This window comes from Sporomusaceae bacterium ACPt (assembly GCA_041428575.1).
In the GTDB taxonomy this organism is placed as follows: Bacteria; Bacillota; Negativicutes; order Sporomusales; family Sporomusaceae; genus Sporomusa_D; species Sporomusa_D carbonis.
In genome coordinates this window covers 1281456-1297983 of the sequence record CP155570.1, presented here as the reverse complement: position 1 = coordinate 1297983, position 16528 = coordinate 1281456, and the positions used below count along the sequence as shown (strand labels likewise).

The following is a 16528-nucleotide window of genomic DNA, read 5'->3' as shown; positions in this document are numbered from 1 at the left end:
TTAATTTATTTTGCTGCTACACTGTCAATCACAAGCTGAGCTGCTTTCTTGCGCAAAACTGAGTCTCTAAGCGCCTGAAAACGGCCAGTCTCTTTGATAACCTTAGCAATTTCTTCTGGCGTAGTTTGATAATTAAGGGCCATGGACTCAATTTCCTGCTGCAATTCTTCAGGTGAGGCAGTAAGGTTTTCAGCCTTAACAATAGCCTCTAGCACCAAGTCGGTTTTGACATTATAGAGGGCTGAAGCTCGGTAGTTATCACGCAAGGATGCTGCATCCATTTTAGTATATTCTAAATACTTCTCTAATTTCATACCGCGTTGCTGTAAATTAACGTCAAGATCCTGAATCATATTATCAATTTGATTCTCAACCATCACCTCAGGCACGTCAACTTCAGCATTTTCCACTGCCGCTTTAATCGCAGCAGTACGGAACTCGCGTTCGGCTTTAGCTTCGGCAGCCTGTTTTAACTTATTCTTAATATCATTTTTTAATTCCGCCAGAGTATCAAATTCGCTAGCTTCTTTAGCAAATTCATCATCAATTTCAGGCATTTCCTTACGCTTGATGTCATGAATTTTCACTGTAAACCTAGCGGCCTTTCCAGCCAGTTCAGCAACGAAATAGTCTTCCGGGAAAGTTACGCTTACTTCTCGCTCTTCCCCGGATTTAGCACCGACCAGTTGGTCTTCAAAACCGGGGATAAAACTGCCGGACCCAATTTCTAAAGGATAGCTTTTACCTTCCCCACCGTCAAACGGTACACCGTCAACAAATCCTTTAAAGTCAATAATAGCCAAATCGCCTTGTTTAAGTTCGGCGTCTTCAACTACCACCATCTTAGAATTACGACTGCGAATTTTTTCAAGCTCCTGGTCTACGTCAACATCAGTAATCTCGGGAACATTTTTTTCTATAGCAAGACCTTTATATTGGCCTAAAATAACTTCAGGCTTTTTAACAACAGTTGCTTTAAACACCAACGGCTGATCTTCCCCTAAAGTAACAACTTCAATTTCCGGGCGACCAACCGGCTCAATTGCTTGTTCTTCAAGGGCCTTAGCATATGCCTCAGGAGCGATAATTTCAAATGCTTCATCAAGCAATGCTTCCTTGCCGATCCGCATCTCAACTACTTTACGGGGAGCTTTGCCTTTGCGGAACCCGGGAATGTTGACTTGGTTAGCTAGTTTTCGGTACGCTTTTTCGAGTGCTTTGGCCACCTCGGTCTGGGGTACTTCAAGATTGAGCACCGTTTTATGATTGTCTATTCTTTCCGCTGTTACCTTCATTTATGTATTTCCTCCTTATTAAATTAACTGCTGACACAGCTTACTATCGTCAACATAGTCCCTTGATAACAGTATTCCCATTATTGACATAAATTCTATGGACTTCCTGGGTTTATCCACTATTTTTTTCAACCAGTATCCATATATTGCAGCAATGTCATGCATAATATCATACCATAACTAAACAGCAAAGACAAGCTATGAGCAAAAAACCCAGCATCTATCTGCTGGGTTATATGTAAATATGGAGCGGAAAACGAGATTCGAACTCGCGACCCTCGCCTTGGCAAGGCGATGCTCTACCACTGAGCTACTTCCGCATATTGACGTTAACGACATAATCAATTATATACTGCAACCAATTATTTGTCAACAATAAAATATTTGGTAAGTTTTTCCTAACTAACATATGTCAGTCGAACCGCATATTATGTATAAAACACATAAAAAAGTCTTATCAACAAAGGAGGCTGACCAATTGTATTACCGGCTGAAAGATCATTGCGTGCTAGTAGAAGGCAAAGCCCGGGGAGCAATATATGACCTGGATTCTGGCCGGGTATATTCCATCAATCGCGGAGCGGTTGAAATCTTAAAAGCTTGCCGGGAAAATTCATTGGAAAACTTAATGGATGTCAGCCTGGATGATAACAAGCGTTATTTATCATTTCTCGACAAATTAACAGCCAAAGGCCTAGGGGCTACTTACAGTGATATTTCCGTCCCTGCGCAACAATACCGAATTTTTCCGGTATGTGAACCCAAACTTGAATTTATCTGGCTTGAACTTACCTCAAGCTGCAACAACAAATGCCTCCATTGCTACTCTGCAAGCGGCCCGCATACTCCGGCAGGCTGCGTGCCACACAAACGTTGGCTGGAACTAATTAGCGAAGCCCGCCAAGAAGGAGCGTATGCTATCCAACTTATTGGCGGCGAGCCGCTCCTCTACTCAAAATGGCGAGAACTGGTAATTAAGGCACGTCAGGAAAACTACGAACTAATTGAAGTGTTTACTAATGCCACCCTTGTCGATGACGACTGTATTGATTTTTTCAAACAAAATAATGTCAGTGTCGCCACCACAATTTACGCTAGCAATGCCCAAACCCACGATAAAGTTACCCTGCATCCCGGAAGTTTTAAAAAAACTATGTCGGCTATCAAGAAGATTCTCGAAAAAGACATTCCTCTGCGCATTGCCTCAATAATTATGAAAGCCAATGAACATGAAGTAGAAAATATTATGAACCTATACGCTGAGCTGGGAGTAGAGCAAGCACTCCCAGACGTTGTTCGCCCCACCGGGCGTGGTGACGACAAAGATCTAATTCCTGAAACTTATACCAAACCACCCATCAAGCCGCCATTCTTTACTGATCCTGAATCCTTTGTCAAAGCTCAAAAATTTCATAGCTGCTTAGCCGGTCGCTTGGCGATAACAGCTACCGGTGATGTCATCCCTTGCATCTTTGCCCGCAATCAGATATGCGGAAACATCCTAAGCAGCCCCCTCACCAGCGTGCTTAATGGGCATGCACTGCAGCAATGCTGGGGTACGACCAAAGATTGCATAACTAAGTGCCAGGATTGTGAATATCGCTATGCCTGTCCGGACTGCCGACCACTGGCGCAAGGCCTCGACCCGAAGAAAAATTGGCAGGCTGTACCTGCCGACTGCCTGTATAACCCTTATACTGGAAAATGGGAGGATGATAAAAATGTTTGATGAAAAATATAAAAATCCAAAATGGGAGAATCCGGAAATGGAAGATTGGGATGATGATTTTGAGGATGCAGAATTCGAGGAACGAGTCACGAATGTAGGCTGCTCCCCTTCCTGGACGCCGTGCTATCCCCAGCAATGCTGGCCGCGGAAACAGTGCTATCCCAGTCAATGCTGGCCGCGGAAACAGTGCTATCCCCAGCAATGCTGGCCGCGGAAACAGTGCTATCCTCAGCAATGCTGGCCACGGAAACAGTGCTATCCCCAGCAATGCCGGCCACGGAGCTGCTCCCCCCGTTACGGGTCCCAGCGTCCTTGCAATCCTCTATAGAATGAATATTCAGTAAGGCGCCAAAAATGCGTTTAAAATAGGCTCTTTCACCGGCATCAAAAAAGAGAAATGTCTAATGACATTTCTCTTTTTTAATCGCTATATCGTTATTATGCTATGTTAACATTAGCTCTCTTTATCCGTATTACTCTTGCATTTTTCTATAGCATATTAGATCATCGACTGTGACCACTGTCATATTATGTTTCTCAGCAAAAGCTACTATTTCCGGTAGCCGTGCCATAGTACCATCAGGGTTTGTAAGTTCACACAACACACCATAAGGTTTCAGTCCGGCAAGACGCATTAAATCAACATTTGCTTCTGTATGGCCTGGACGCTCCAGCACACCACCGGGTCTGGCTTTTAAAGGAAACACATGCCCTGGGCACCGAAGATGCTCGGGACGCGCGTTGTCAGCAATCGCCGCTTTGACCGTCGCAACACGGTCAGCAGCCGATACACCAGTAGTAACCCCCGCTGCAGCTTCGATCGAGACTGTAAATGCAGTTTGAAAAGAACTAGTATTGTTTTCCACCATCATTGGCAACGCCAATGCATGGACCTTTTCTTCAGGCAGACATAAGCAGACGATGCCACTGCCTTCGCGAATTAACATTGCCATCTGCTCTTCAGTCAGGGATTCTGCAGCAAAGAAAATATCCCCTTCGTTTTCGCGTTGTTCATCATCGGTGACCAAAACTCCCTGACCATTACGCAATGCGTTAAGAGCTCTTTCCACCCGCTCATTCGAGTTGCCAAATTGAGTTAGTAAGGTCTGATTCAAAGTAATACGCCTCCTAGTCATAGTCGGACTTACCAGAATCAGGGCAACGGACATAGACAGCTAGCTAAAATAAATTAACTATCGCCTCAGAATTACTGAGGTAAAGATTGCTGACTGCCTTATCCTCTTTCATCCGGACTATACCGTCGGCACTGGCATCTCACCAGTTCTGCTGACCCCTCCGAAAAACGAAGAGCGCTCGCGGGCTCCCCAGTTCAAACTGGGATACCGCCGGTGGGGACTTTCGCCCCGCCCTGAGAATAAGTCACTTATTTGTAAGTATACTCCAACACCCCTATTTGTCAATCCTTTTGGCATATAATAAAAATCGTACCAAAGCCGTTGCGGAGGCTGCCAGGCAATCTGGCGTCACAAGGTTCTAATTCATTTAACAAGTAAAAAGAATCAAGGTGTAAGCCTAGATTCTTTGGTAATGATTAAAAACACGCCTGTAAATCTTTATTGGATACTATATAGTAATGTACTATAAATTTTTAAAAGCATGCAGGCAAATAAATCTGGCTTATTCAATGTACTCATGATCCGAGCCACAGCAATCTTTATAACGTTTATTACTACCACATAAACAAACACTATTCCGATTCGGCAAGGGAGGAAGTTTATCAACCTCAAGACGAAGCTCATGGTCCTTCTTTGCAAGTTCTATTAAATTCGGAGATAACTCTGTCTTACCAATCTGCGCTATATATTCACAAAAAAATTGTTCTTTGACGGCAATGTATTCGTCAACAATGGGCTCAATTCTAATTGACTTACGATAACTATCAATCTTATGTACTCCATCGTATATCCGAGTATCATCAGGTAGAAATAAGATTTTGTATTCTTTATATATATTGGGGGAAACGCATATTAATTCCCCCTCTGGATTTTTCCATACTGCATGAAATTCAGCTTCGATTAAGATATTTCTCCATTCCCAAATAGCCCAACCATATTGCACTGTTCCCCCATTGCTCTTAATTTTCCTTTCAACATTACTAAAGGATTCATTGTATTCGTTAAACTGAATTGGTTTCACCGGAATGTAATAGGGTTTAGCATTAGGGTTTATCTCTTTACAAAAATCAACGATAAACCTTGTTAATCCTTTTGGAGTAATTGTTGACATATCTCCGCCCCCTTCTATTCATTATTTTATTATAACATTTATTTCATGTTGCAATAATGAATCTTCTGAATTATTTTATCATACCTTCTATTTCTATTCACGTTATCAATAATGATACTAACTTTTCTTATTTACTAAAACATTGGATAATATCCAACTCTCTAATTATATATAGTATCCAATAAAGATTTACAGGCGTGTTGTTAGTATAAGCGTAAGTCAAGCGCCAGCGGTGGAGCGTTACTAACAACACGCCTAGAAAAAAATCTTTATTGGATTTCATATAGTTTAAATTAACCAATTCTTTCACTATCTCTAGCCTTGCTTGCTGGGGATTTTTTTCTTTTCAAAAGATTTTCCTTACTACGCGCTTTAAATTGCTTTAAATTGAAACAAATGTAACAATGGCAAGCAGAATCGACGTAACCGTCATGGCCAGCAGCGGTTTAAATGTTTTTGTACGCAAATCGTGCAGACTGACATTTAACCCAAGCCCTACCATAGCCATAGTTAACACAAATGTTGTAACATTAGCAATTTCATCCATTATATTTTGCGAAAGAACGATGTATTTGCCAATCACATAACTTCCCACAAAACTCATAATGATAAAACCAATAAGAAACCACGGAAAATCAATTTTAGCATCCGTTTGAGCGCTTCCCGACCGTTTCATCCAATACATTAATAGAAAGCACAAGGGTACAAGCAAAAAAACCCGCCCCAATTTTGCCAACAAGGCAATGGCTAAAGCATCTCGTCCGGCAGGCGTGGCTGCTAACGCCACATGCGCAATCTCGTGCAAACTGATTCCTGACCAAATTCCATACTGGATATCTGTCAGATATAGGTCTGGCCTTAAAATTGTATAGCCAATGGCAAAAATCGTACCAACAAGGGCAATAATTCCTACCCCCATCGCCGTGTCTTCATCCTTGGCTTTGATAATCGGCGATACGGCCGCTATGGCGGCTGCCCCGCATACCCCGGTACCAATACCAAGCAGCAAAGACAAGGACAAATCCGCTTTGAGGATTCTGGCAATGAGCAGCGTTAGAATGATAGAGAAAAGAATCGTGCCAATATCGCGGACCAATAACATTAACCCCTGGTGAAATATCACATCAATATTTAATTTTAAACCGTATAAAATAATGGCCAACCGTAACAGTCTTTTCGCGGAAAATTGAATGCCCACTCGTATCTGTTCCGGGTATCCCCAAATTTGCCGGTAAACAACAGCGATAAGGATTGCGCACGCCAGTTGCCCAATATGGTCAAAGCCAGGTACTTTAAATAACCCATAGCCCAGCACCGCAATCATAAACGTAAAGCCAATACCTGCCAGCATCGGCCACCATGCTGGCGTCTTATTTACACATTCTTTCTCATGCTGAGGAATTGGAATCATATTCGCCATGTTATCGTCTCCTTTTATTGCTCTACTTCTGATATATTTAGCATAAACAATTCATTGTAATAAGTAAAATAAATCATTATAATTGTGATGATAAGTAATTTGATATAATAAAGATCAAGTCAACCATATGGGGGATGTAACATTGGACCAATCCTTACTTGTTTTTGTAACCGTTGCCGAGAAAAAAAATTTTTCCCGGGCGGCAGAGGAGCTGCATATGACCCAACCGGCAGTAAGCCAATATATTCAAACACTGGAACGAGCTATCGGCGCTAAACTGCTCGAACGCAGCAATAAATTTGTCCGGTTAAACAAAGCCGGTGAAATTGTATACCACCATGCGAAAGAAATATTAGGGATTTATACTCGCATGCAATGTCTGGTCGATGATATCATGCATACGGCCAGCGGTACTTTATCCATAGGCGCCAGCTATACTTTTGGCGAATATCTCCTACCGCACGTAATTGCCTATTTGCATAAAGAGTATCCGTTAATCAAGCCCAATATTACCATTGCCAATACAAAGGAAATTGCGGAATTCGTGCTGGCTCATCAATTGGATGTAGGAGTTGTTGAAGGCGGATTGCACCAGGAAAAACTATATATTGAGCCCTTTGCCGAAGACCGAATGTATATCGTAGCCTCCGCACACCATCCGTATGCGCAAAAAAAGCAGTTACTTCCGTCTGACTTAAGCAAAGAAACCTGGATTGTCCGGGAAGTGGGCTCAGGAACAAGAGAAGCAACTGAAAAAATGTTTGCCACTCTGGATTTTTACCCGAGCAACATGATGGAATTTGGCAGCACACAAATTATAAAAGAATCTGTTGAAGCCGGTTTAGGTATTACTTTATTGTCCTATTGGGCCATTCGCAAAGAAATTGCTACAGGTAGTATGATGGCACTGAACATCGAAAAACTGCCTATTACCCGTCAATTTTCATGGGTAACACAAGCTACTCCTTTTCACACCAAAGCAACTGAGGTTTTTTTAGATGTCTTAAGAAACAATAAAAATTTACCTGTTTTTAGTGAAGCAGAATTCTAAAAACTGGCTCCTTTGTTCATCATGACCGTCGAGGAGGCAGCGGATGGTGTAGAAGCCATTTACAAGATAGAACAATTAAAACCCAGCATGATTCTGTTAGATATTATGATACCGGTGCTTGACGGCATCGAAGTATGCCGGCAAGTCCGCAATTTTCCCGAGTGCCCATCATTATGCTCACGGCCCGCGCCGAAGATGAAGACCGGATTATGGGATTAGAGTTAGGGGCTGACGACTATATAACCAAACCCTTTAATCCCCGCGAGGTAGTGGCCCGAGTCAAAGCCGTGCTTCGTCGTGTGCCTGACACTGAATTTACCAAAGCTAATGTCTTGCGCTTTACCAATCTTGAAATCAATATCAACGAACACACCATTACTACCTTTGGCCAAACTGTTCCTCTGACATCGAAAGAAACGGAACTTTTATGGTGTCTGGCCTCTCACCCCGGGCGAACCTTTTCCCGTGAGGTGCTGCTGGAAAAAGTGTGGGGATATACCTACTGCGGCGAAACCCGCACCATAGATAGCCACATCAAACGCCTCCGGCAAAAACTTGATATCAAAGACACTTCACCTTGGGACATTCGGACAGTATGGGGTGTAGGGTATCGCTTCGAGGTACGATCATGAAACACTCCTTGCAGCTCAAACTATTATTCAGCTTTATGCTGGTAATCACCGTACTATTAGGTGGTGTCCTAGTAGGGGTGTCGGCTCTCATCAAAGAACAGACACTAGCAGCCAAGCGTCAAGAACTCATTGCCAAGGGAACGGAACTGGCCGACACCCTGAAAAAATTTAACGCAGAAACCGGCAATTTTATTGGACTGGACGCCTTTTTAGCCAATGCCGACAGCTATCTGGGCGCGCGAATATGGATATTGGATGCATCCCGCCTTGTGGTCAACATGTCCGGCATGGGTATAGGGCGGGGCCCTGGCCGGCGCATGAAGGGTGGGCCTGGTCCTGGCAACCCCGGACATTCCGGCATGGGATTACAGTCCTTTGGCGGCATACGCACCGTTATTGATGAACTTGACCCTGTGTTTATTGACGGCAAAACTTGGACAAAAACTTTCGAAAATCCGTATTATGGTGAAAAAATGCTGGTCGTAGCCGTTCCCATCACCTTAGCAAACGGTCAGGTGGGCGGAGCAGTACTGCTCCATGCGCCAGTAGCCGGCATCGACGCCTTCATGCAGCGAATCTACTATTATATTGGTGGGGCGGGCCTCCTGGCCGTCCTGTTGGCCCTCCTGGTGCTCCATTATCTCACCCGCAATATTGTGCGCCCGCTCAAAGCCATGCAGGAAACGGCCAGCGCTATGGCGCGGGGTGAATATAATACCCTGGTCAAGATAGAAACTACAGATGAAGTGGGCCGTCTGGGCTTGGCACTCAATTCCCTGGCCCGGGATTTGGCTAATTATATTACCGAACTGAATAAAACGGAAAAACTGCGTCGTGATTTCGTGGCCAATGTATCCCATGAACTCAGAACGCCGCTGACCATTATCCGGGGCTATAACGAAGCGCTATTGGACGGGACAATTGAAGAACCCTCACAAATCAAAAAGTATTACCGGCTGATACGGAACGAAACAGTGCGGCTGGAACGCCTAATCAACGATTTGCTGGATTTAAGCCGGTTGCAGTCGGCTAAATCTGCTGCCGATAAGGAAAAGATACCACTAGCGGCAGTAGCCGACAGTGTAGTGCATATGCTCAAACAGCAAGCGGAACAGAAAGAAATTCACCTACTGTCCAACACCAAAGAACCACTCCCTGCTATTCAGGCTAACGGCGACCGGATCACCCAGCTTCTATTAATCCTGTTGGATAATGCTATAAAATACACACCGTCCGGCGGGACGGTAACTATCACGACCTTTACCGACGGTGATACCGTAGCAGTGGAAGTTGCCGACACCGGCACAGGGATTCCATCCGAAGATTTGCCCTACATCTGGGAGCGCTTTTATAAAGTGGATAAATCCCATTGCCGCGACGACAGCGGCACCGGCCTGGGGTTGGCTATCGCCAAACAAATTATTGAATTGCACCAGGCGGCGGTAACAGTCGCCAGCCAGGTTGGTCAAGGCACCACTATCACGATTCGGTTTTCCATAGCAAAGTGACAACAAATAACCCATAAGATATGATTGTTTTTGAATGTCACTTGTAGTGCTGGGTACTGAATATGTTCCGCTAAAAAATCACATTTCACACTTTTGTCACACTTTCTCCATACTTTTGCCTTAGTTATTGTTTAAACTAAAATCAGTTGGAAAACCCAACTTAATCAATATAAGGAGGTAAAAAGTATGAAAAAATCCCTTTTCATTGCGGTAGTCGGTCTGTTAGTACTCGCCTTTGCCGCTTCCATGGTATATGCCGCGACTCCGACCAACGTGCCGCCTTTCGCCCTCAACCAGGCGAACCTGACCGATGCTCAAAAGCAGGAACTGGCCCCCCTCTTTAATCAAATGAACGACCTCAGAAAGCAAATGTTTGAAGTCCGTAAGCAAGTCATCCAAAAACAGGTCGAATTCGGTAACCTGACCCAGGAGCAGGCTGACCAGCGTATCGCCTGGATGAAAGAACGCCTGGAAAATGGATTTGGCCCCGGCATGATGGGCAGAGGTCCCGGCATGATGCGAGGTGGCCCTGGCCCCGGCTTTCGTCCCGGCTGGCAACAGCAGCAAAATAATTAAGTAGCATTAGAGGAAAAGCATCTTGCGGGTGGCAAGATGCTTTTCCATGTATATACTAAAATGATTTCACACTTTTTCCATATTTCGGGCACAGATTCGCCTAACTTTTCCAATATACTTTTCATCAGGATGTGCAGCATGGGCAAACTGTTAGTCTTGTTTATAGAACTTATATTACCGGCTACCATACACCCCTAGTGCAATTGCTTCCCTCCTTACCTTATAAGTATTGCTGTTCATAAGACCATCACCAAGGCATCCTGGTTCTCGGGCACATTATTTTGTCAGCCGCAGTTTTTTATATCGGCTTGGGTATTTTACTGGTGATATATGGATGTACACAGTCAGTTCACTGGCCTTGGCTAACAATCAATCACGAATATTTTCTCAAACTAAACTCCTGTATAGCATTGTCTATCTCCTTCGTCAGCGCATCAGGCAGTCCTTCAATATTCACATTAAGAAAGCCGCGGACAATAGTAGCAATCGCTTCTTCCTCATTAAGCCCGCGGGCCATCAAATACTCAATTTCCTCAGGAGCAATCTTCCCTACCGCTGCTTCATGACTGAGTTCCGCATTGCCGGTCCGGGCTTCCAGTTCAGGCACCGCATGAATGATCCCCTGTTCCGACAGCAGCAGTCCGTGGCACTCCAAGTGAGCTTTGGTATCAGGTGACTGCCCCAGCAAATGGCCACGATTAATAACTACCCCGCCGGTACTAATCGTCCGGGCAATAATCTCGGCCTTGGCTCCAGGTACCGCCAGGATAGCCCGTCCACCAACATCCATATGAGAACCAGGCGGCGCAACCAAAATGGAGTTAATCCGGGAAACCGCTCCTGGCCCCACCAATTTAGTCGTCGGATACATTTGTAAATCCTTTGCGGGCCGCATACAGATATAATTTGAGATATACACGCCATTCTCCTCAACGATAACGCCAGTGCGGGGCCTGACCACAATCTCCTCACCCCAGCGATGAATCATGGTAAACGTCAATTTCCCGCCTTTTTTAACATAGAATTCACTAATTCCAACATGCATACCCTTTTTTACATGGGAATCAGTGGCACAACCAGTAATTACGTGCAATTCCGCTCCTTCTTCCACAACGATGATGTTGTGAACATCTTGGATGATGTCTTCCTGTCCGATATACAAGCAAGCTTGTACCGGATAACAGACTTTCGAACCTGCAAAGGCCCGGATAAAGTAGCCGTGTTCCTGATGCAAAGCCGCTCTGGCAGTATATTTATCAGCATCGGGTGTGACAGCCTGCCACCAGTAATCAGACAGCCAAGCATACTTTTTTAAAGCATCATCTGTACTCATGATCTCTACGCCTTCACTGGCAACATTGCAATGCACAACCGAATGATCGATCTGCATATAGGTTCCTGACCTTTCCTCACCCGCCACTTCTATTCCAATACCTTCCAGTTGCGCTTGCTTTTCAGGAGAAAGTTGAGCAGGGTCGGAAATATAAGCTTGTTCAACACCCTTATCGGCAAAAGCCGCAAAATCTATATCTGCACCAAATGCAGCTCTCTTTCCGGACGCGGCATGAGCCTTATCTCTTATGCTTGCCTCATTCTTCATTTTTTCCATCCCCTTATAAAGCACAATTTACACATTCTTCATAGCCTTTTTCATGAATACAAGTCAACATTTCCTGTGGATTTCCACTGCATGACAATGTTCCTTGATACATTACATGGGCCGTATCTGCAGGTACATATTCCAAAATATGCCCAGTATGGGTAATGATCAACCCAGACTTTTGCCGATCAGTCCGGCGTTTTCTGATTGTTTGGCCGTTCTTTCGCAGACCGCGTTCTAAAATATAATTGGCTGCCTGACCAACCACGGCAATGTTTTCAATGTCGACACCGGATTCCGGTTCATCTAGCATGACTAAGTCCGGCTGCTGCGCCATCAATTGCAACAACTCGGACCGTTTTATCTCGCCGCCAGAAAATCCTTCGTTCACGCCTCTATCCAAAAATTCGATCAAATTTGTCTTGTCCGCCAGCATTTCAACATTAGTATGTTTTTTTCCACAAATGCGTACCATTTCCCGCACAGAGAGGCCACGTAAAGTCGGTGGTCTTTGTATCATAACGCCAATACCCCTGCGGGCGCGTTCATCTACCGACAAGTTCGTTATATCCTGACCTTTGAAATAAATCTTACCGGCTGTTATTTTATACCGGGAAAAGCCCATAATTGCGCCAATCAATGTAGATTTTCCCGTACCATTCGGCCCAAACAGAACATGCACTTCTCCCGGCTTGATATGCAGGTTAACATCGTGCAATATCTGTCGGTCATTTACTGCAACCGATAAATTTTCCAGTTTTAACAACTGCATCTCCCCCTAAATTATCAATAACTTGTCCAAATGAATTATGCTATTACGATTTGGGTTTCACCATCCTCGTAAGAGTACTTAACAGTCCATAGTAAGACTATATTTTTCAAATTCGTCTTTCCTTTGGATAATCCTTCCATAGAATTTATAAAACCCTTGGATTTTGATAAACATCATTTTTTCCAACTTGACTTCGGAATTATAAAATTCTATAGCGGTAACAATCCCCGGTGTAAATTCACTTCTTGACATTTCTTGTAAGATATTATATATTAATTATGAAATATATTTCATAATTAATCACGCATGCAACATAAATAGTGAGCAACAACGCATATGGGCGGTTTGAAACAGCCTCTAATAGGGCAAATCGCCAATTATTTTGCATAAGATTGTGTGGTGTAAGGCTTTGGAAGAGTATTTTCACTCCGTACGATTGATTAGTGATCGCTGTAAGGGATGCGTCAATTGTATTAGACGATGTCCGACTGAGGCCATCCGCATTCGTAACGGCAAAGCGCAAATTACTGAAGCACGTTGTATAGATTGCGGCGAATGCATTCGCCGTTGCGCCAATCATGCCAAAACAGCGATAACCGATTGTCTTGATGATATCCAGCAGTATAAATATAATATTGCTCTGCCGGCTCCGGCGCTTTACGCGCAGTTCAGCGCCGACACGCCAATTGAATCGATACTGTGCGCGCTGTTGAAACTGGGTTTCGATGATGTATTTGAAGTAGCACGAGCCGCGGAAATTGTATCTTTAGGTATCAAAGAATATCTGAAACGTTCCGATATTAAACGTCCTGCCATTTCATCCGCCTGTCCGGCGGTTGTACGCCTAATCCAGGTAATGTTCCCCGAACTAATTGGCAACTTGATTCCAATTGATGCGCCTGTTGAGGTTGCTGCCAGGATTGCCCGGTCAGCGGCAATCCATAAGCTAAATATTCCGTCTGAAGATATCGGTATCTGGTTTATTACTCCTTGTCCGGCAAAAATGACTACGGTAAAGCAACCTTTAGGCACAGAAAAATCGAATGTTACCGGAGCAATAAGTATATCGAAAATTTACGGTGATTTATTAAAAGCTTTGCCTGTTCAGCCAGCCGGTCTTTCGGGCCAAAGGGCTTCCTGGATTGGTATCGGTTGGACCGTGTCCGGGGGTGAAAATGCGGCTGTGGAGGTTTCGAATTCACTGGTTGTCAACGAAATCGGTAGCGTCAGCGAAATACTGGAACAAGTCACTTTAGGAAAACTCAACCATGTTGATCATATCGAAGCACTGGCATGCGCCGGTGGTTGTATCGGGGGGCCATTAACAGTGGAAAACCGTTTTGTTGCTCAACACCGAATTAAGCAACGCACACAAAAAATGATTGCCAAAAACGTAGCTCAAGGCAAAACTCTTTGTCAGAGTGACCTTGAGGTTGCATTAGGAGTGGCTGAACGTCGCGCAATTGAGCCTCGCTCAATCCTACGGTTGGACGAGGATATTTTCAAGGCGATGTATAAGGTGGAACTAATGGAAAAGACGTTAAAAGAACTACCTGGTCTTGATTGTGGTTCCTGCGGTTCACCGAATTGTAAGGCCTTAGCTGAGGACATTGCACAGGGAACCGCCAGTAAAACTGATTGCGTATTTATACTTAGAGAAAAAGTCCGTGATTTGGCGCAAGAGATGGTAAGATTAGCCGAAAAGTTACCACCGTCCTTGCATAAAACCAAGCGATAATTTTTGGGGAATTAATATGGTATTGTGACAATAATATTAAAATAATTCGCAATAAAATTCCAAGGAGATTTTTGCATTCAAATGAAGCAGTTACCGCGACAATGGTAGCAACCAATGCTGCTGATAAGCAAAAAGAAAAATAAATCTACCTAAATAACCTATAAGGAAAGAAGGGTGAGCTCATTCCCTCCTCTCCTATTAAGCTATTTTCTACACCTTACTTTTTCTGATAGGGTTAAAGAGATTTTCCTATTTCTGGACCAGGCGACGTTACTATGATTTCCTCGACTTCAACCGTTACGACACCTTTGGCCGACAAATTTAGTGCGGCTGCCATAGCATTACCTTCATTCATAAGGAAGCCCTCGTTTATATATGAAGCAATCCCTTTGAGCTGGTAACCTTGAAGCTTCTCGGCATTGTACACCGTAACCGCCACTTTAGGATTTTTTTTAATATTTTCAATTGTCTTTTTCATAAAAACGTCAACGAGCATCAGCCTGTTATCATTAAGTACCTTTGTAAAATATACAGGCACGACATTGGGGGTATCCCCCGCCGTAGCAAGTACCCACATTTTATTAGCATCAAGAAAAGTTTTAACTTCGGCATTGAATGTCTTCATTACCCATTTCCCCCTTTGTTAGTTTTGACAGCTGCCAATAATATGATATATTGGCAGGTTACGAAAAAACAAGTATGCACTTTTGGGTAACATAGGTATCCAAAAGGTAAGTAAGGGCCTATTACCCAATAAAATTTCCGACCACTTACTGACGAATGGCAAAGACAAGGTCTAGATATAATGCGGGGAGAATAAATTATGGAAATGATAAAGTGCCCAATAGAGATAACGCTCTCTCTTATCAGTGGAAAATGGAAAATTCTCATAATTCGCGAACTGCTCGGAGGTGGAAAACGTTTCGGTTTATTACATAAAAGCATTGGAACAGTCAGCGCAAAAATTCTGACACAACAGCTTAGAGAAATGGAGGACGACGGACTTATTGAACGCAAAGTTTTTTCGGAAATTCCCCCGCGGGTTGAATATTCGTTAACCCCAATGGGACAAAGTCTTTTACCGATTATGACCGCAATGAGAAAGTGGGGAATGAGTGCCACTACTAAACATACCTCCAAATGCCGCTTTTGCGAGCAATGCGGGCCTATTGTCTAACATCTGGAGCATTAATATCAACTTTTTTGCGGCAAACATATCTCAAGATCACTTTCTCCTTGACATTCCCCTTTGGGTACTACATATTATTTATGAAATATATTTCATAAACTTAAAGAAGCACTATGAATCGTCAAATTAAAGAACGTAGTTGAACAACCGGCTCCTGTCACTCATTATAAGCCTGTAGAGATTCCTTGGGGCGACATAGAGGAAGTCACCTTAACCATTGAAAAAATTTCAAAGGCGCTTATTGGGCCAGCCTGATACTCTGACCCCACCGCCCCATGCTCCCGGCGTCATCCCCAACTGGGTGGTCAACCAGGGCTGCACCGATATTTTAGTCGGCGGGACGGGCGAAGCACATCAAAGTAGAGCTTTTCATCAGGAGGCTATCCCCATGGATAAGAGTATCGGAATCATAAAACCGACATCTGGACGTCGGTAGATATATTAATAGGCTTGTTTCTAATCCGGATAACAGGCTGGCTCTGGATTGATCCGGTAATTGCTATCATTGTGGCATCACCTAGGCTTATGTGATGTTGTGATTCATCTGAAACCTCATGAAGAAGAGAAACTGCCTTTTATTTCCGGCAACTAAACGTATATTGAATTTGTCAGCTATCTATCAAATCGCCGGTAGATAGTTTTTTTGTTTTAGAGAAAAACATGGGCAACCAGATCAAGGACACACAACAAAAAAACAATTGCCATTTTTATACTGCAAGTATATAATAAATTTAAACAGTGTTTAAATTTATTATATGAGCCATAAGTCTT

General features: G+C 43.7%; 15 protein-coding genes, 1 tRNA gene, 1 pseudogene and 1 riboswitch. Of the genes and pseudogenes, 9 read left to right on the top strand and 8 right to left on the bottom strand.

Annotated features, from left to right (window positions below):
• Positions 1–5 precede the first annotated feature (5 nt).
• Both tig and SCACP_RS06430 read right to left on the bottom strand, forming a co-directional pair.
• Positions 6–1295, bottom strand: a complete 1290-nt coding sequence (gene tig, locus SCACP_RS06435; RefSeq protein WP_425060530.1) for a trigger factor — start codon at positions 1293–1295, stop codon at positions 6–8.
• Positions 1296–1540: 245 nt separating this feature from the next.
• Positions 1541–1615: transfer RNA gene (locus SCACP_RS06430), tRNA-Gly, on the bottom strand.
• Positions 1616–1773: 158 nt separating this feature from the next.
• On the opposite strand from SCACP_RS06430, the gene SCACP_RS06425 reads away from it, so the two are divergent.
• Positions 1774–3024: a radical SAM protein gene (locus tag SCACP_RS06425; protein ID WP_425060529.1), complete on the top strand. Its 1251-nt coding sequence runs from the start codon at positions 1774–1776 to the stop codon at positions 3022–3024.
• Positions 3025–3497: 473 nt separating this feature from the next.
• On the opposite strand, the gene ribB is transcribed toward SCACP_RS06425, so the two are convergent.
• The 3 genes from ribB to SCACP_RS06410 form a co-directional block, all read right to left on the bottom strand.
• The gene (ribB, locus tag SCACP_RS06420) at positions 3498–4193 is read right to left on the bottom strand and encodes a 3,4-dihydroxy-2-butanone-4-phosphate synthase (RefSeq protein WP_425060528.1); all 696 of its coding nucleotides are present in this window, start codon (positions 4191–4193) and stop codon (positions 3498–3500) included.
• 63 nt (positions 4194–4256) lie between these two features.
• Positions 4257–4405: riboswitch (FMN riboswitch) on the bottom strand.
• Positions 4406–4662: 257 nt separating this feature from the next.
• A complete protein-coding gene (locus SCACP_RS06415) occupies positions 4663–5271 on the bottom strand; it encodes an SEC-C metal-binding domain-containing protein (protein ID WP_425060527.1) in 609 nt (202 codons plus the stop codon).
• A gap of 382 nt (positions 5272–5653) precedes the next feature.
• Positions 5654–6691, bottom strand: a complete 1038-nt coding sequence (locus SCACP_RS06410; protein WP_425060526.1) for a YeiH family protein — start codon at positions 6689–6691, stop codon at positions 5654–5656.
• Between the two features lie 142 nt (positions 6692–6833).
• On the opposite strand from SCACP_RS06410, the gene SCACP_RS06405 reads away from it, so the two are divergent.
• The 5 genes and pseudogenes from SCACP_RS06405 to SCACP_RS06385 all read left to right on the top strand — a co-directional run bounded on the left by SCACP_RS06405 (position 6834) and on the right by SCACP_RS06385 (position 10458).
• Entirely contained in the window at positions 6834–7742 is a 909-nt protein-coding gene (locus SCACP_RS06405; protein ID WP_425060525.1) for a LysR family transcriptional regulator, read from the top strand.
• Positions 7743–7763: 21 nt separating this feature from the next.
• Positions 7764–7966: pseudogene (locus SCACP_RS06400) on the top strand (response regulator); the annotation flags it as partial.
• A complete protein-coding gene (locus SCACP_RS06395) occupies positions 7952–8374 on the top strand; it encodes a winged helix-turn-helix domain-containing protein (protein ID WP_425061335.1) in 423 nt (140 codons plus the stop codon). The pseudogene SCACP_RS06400 and the gene SCACP_RS06395, both read left to right, overlap by 15 nt.
• Entirely contained in the window at positions 8371–9882 is a 1512-nt protein-coding gene (locus SCACP_RS06390; protein WP_425060524.1) for an ATP-binding protein, read from the top strand. The genes SCACP_RS06395 and SCACP_RS06390 overlap by 4 nt, the downstream gene beginning before the upstream one ends.
• A 186-nt stretch (positions 9883–10068) precedes the next feature.
• Positions 10069–10458, top strand: a complete 390-nt coding sequence (locus tag SCACP_RS06385; protein WP_425060523.1) for a DUF2680 domain-containing protein — start codon at positions 10069–10071, stop codon at positions 10456–10458.
• A 373-nt stretch (positions 10459–10831) separates the two neighbouring features.
• Here the strand turns inward: SCACP_RS06385 and SCACP_RS06380 are convergent, their stop codons facing one another.
• Positions 10832–12058, bottom strand: a complete 1227-nt coding sequence (locus SCACP_RS06380; RefSeq protein WP_425060522.1) for a SufB/SufD family protein — start codon at positions 12056–12058, stop codon at positions 10832–10834.
• Between the two features lie 13 nt (positions 12059–12071).
• Positions 12072–12824 carry an ABC transporter ATP-binding protein gene (locus SCACP_RS06375; RefSeq protein ID WP_425060521.1) on the bottom strand — a complete coding sequence of 251 codons (753 nt, stop codon included), beginning with the start codon at positions 12822–12824 and terminating at the stop codon, positions 12072–12074.
• A 442-nt stretch (positions 12825–13266) separates the two neighbouring features.
• On the opposite strand from SCACP_RS06375, the gene SCACP_RS06370 reads away from it, so the two are divergent.
• Positions 13267–14568, top strand: a complete 1302-nt coding sequence (locus SCACP_RS06370) for a [Fe-Fe] hydrogenase large subunit C-terminal domain-containing protein (RefSeq protein WP_425060520.1) — start codon at positions 13267–13269, stop codon at positions 14566–14568.
• 235 nt (positions 14569–14803) lie between these two features.
• On the opposite strand, the gene SCACP_RS06365 is transcribed toward SCACP_RS06370, so the two are convergent.
• Positions 14804–15193 (bottom strand): pyridoxamine 5'-phosphate oxidase family protein, encoded by a 390-nt coding sequence (locus tag SCACP_RS06365; RefSeq protein WP_425060519.1) that lies wholly within the window; start codon positions 15191–15193, stop codon positions 14804–14806.
• 198 nt (positions 15194–15391) lie between these two features.
• Here SCACP_RS06365 and SCACP_RS06360 point away from each other — a divergent pair, with 198 nt between their 5' ends.
• Positions 15392–15745, top strand: a complete 354-nt coding sequence (locus tag SCACP_RS06360) for a winged helix-turn-helix transcriptional regulator (RefSeq protein WP_425060518.1) — start codon at positions 15392–15394, stop codon at positions 15743–15745.
• 229 nt (positions 15746–15974) lie between these two features.
• Entirely contained in the window at positions 15975–16193 is a 219-nt protein-coding gene (locus tag SCACP_RS06355; protein WP_425060517.1) for a hypothetical protein, read from the top strand.
• Positions 16194–16528 lie beyond the last annotated feature (335 nt).

Bases quoted from the DNA above. Each gene is read 5' to 3' on its own strand.
- SCACP_RS06385 (WP_425060523.1), top strand. From the start codon at position 10,069: ATGAAAAAATCCCTTTTCATTGCGGTAGTCGGTCTGTTAGTACTCGCC.
- SCACP_RS06415 (WP_425060527.1), bottom strand. From the start codon at position 5,271: ATGTCAACAATTACTCCAAAAGGATTAACAAGGTTTATCGTTGATTTT.
- SCACP_RS06360 (WP_425060518.1), top strand. From the start codon at position 15,392: ATGGAAATGATAAAGTGCCCAATAGAGATAACGCTCTCTCTTATCAGT.
- SCACP_RS06395 (WP_425061335.1), top strand. From the start codon at position 7,952: ATGGGATTAGAGTTAGGGGCTGACGACTATATAACCAAACCCTTTAAT.
- SCACP_RS06390 (WP_425060524.1), top strand. From the start codon at position 8,371: ATGAAACACTCCTTGCAGCTCAAACTATTATTCAGCTTTATGCTGGTA.
- tig (WP_425060530.1), bottom strand. From the start codon at position 1,295: ATGAAGGTAACAGCGGAAAGAATAGACAATCATAAAACGGTGCTCAAT.
- ribB (WP_425060528.1), bottom strand. From the start codon at position 4,193: ATGTCCGTTGCCCTGATTCTGGTAAGTCCGACTATGACTAGGAGGCGT.
- SCACP_RS06410 (WP_425060526.1), bottom strand. From the start codon at position 6,691: ATGGCGAATATGATTCCAATTCCTCAGCATGAGAAAGAATGTGTAAAT.
- SCACP_RS06380 (WP_425060522.1), bottom strand. From the start codon at position 12,058: ATGAAGAATGAGGCAAGCATAAGAGATAAGGCTCATGCCGCGTCCGGA.
- SCACP_RS06365 (WP_425060519.1), bottom strand. From the start codon at position 15,193: ATGAAGACATTCAATGCCGAAGTTAAAACTTTTCTTGATGCTAATAAA.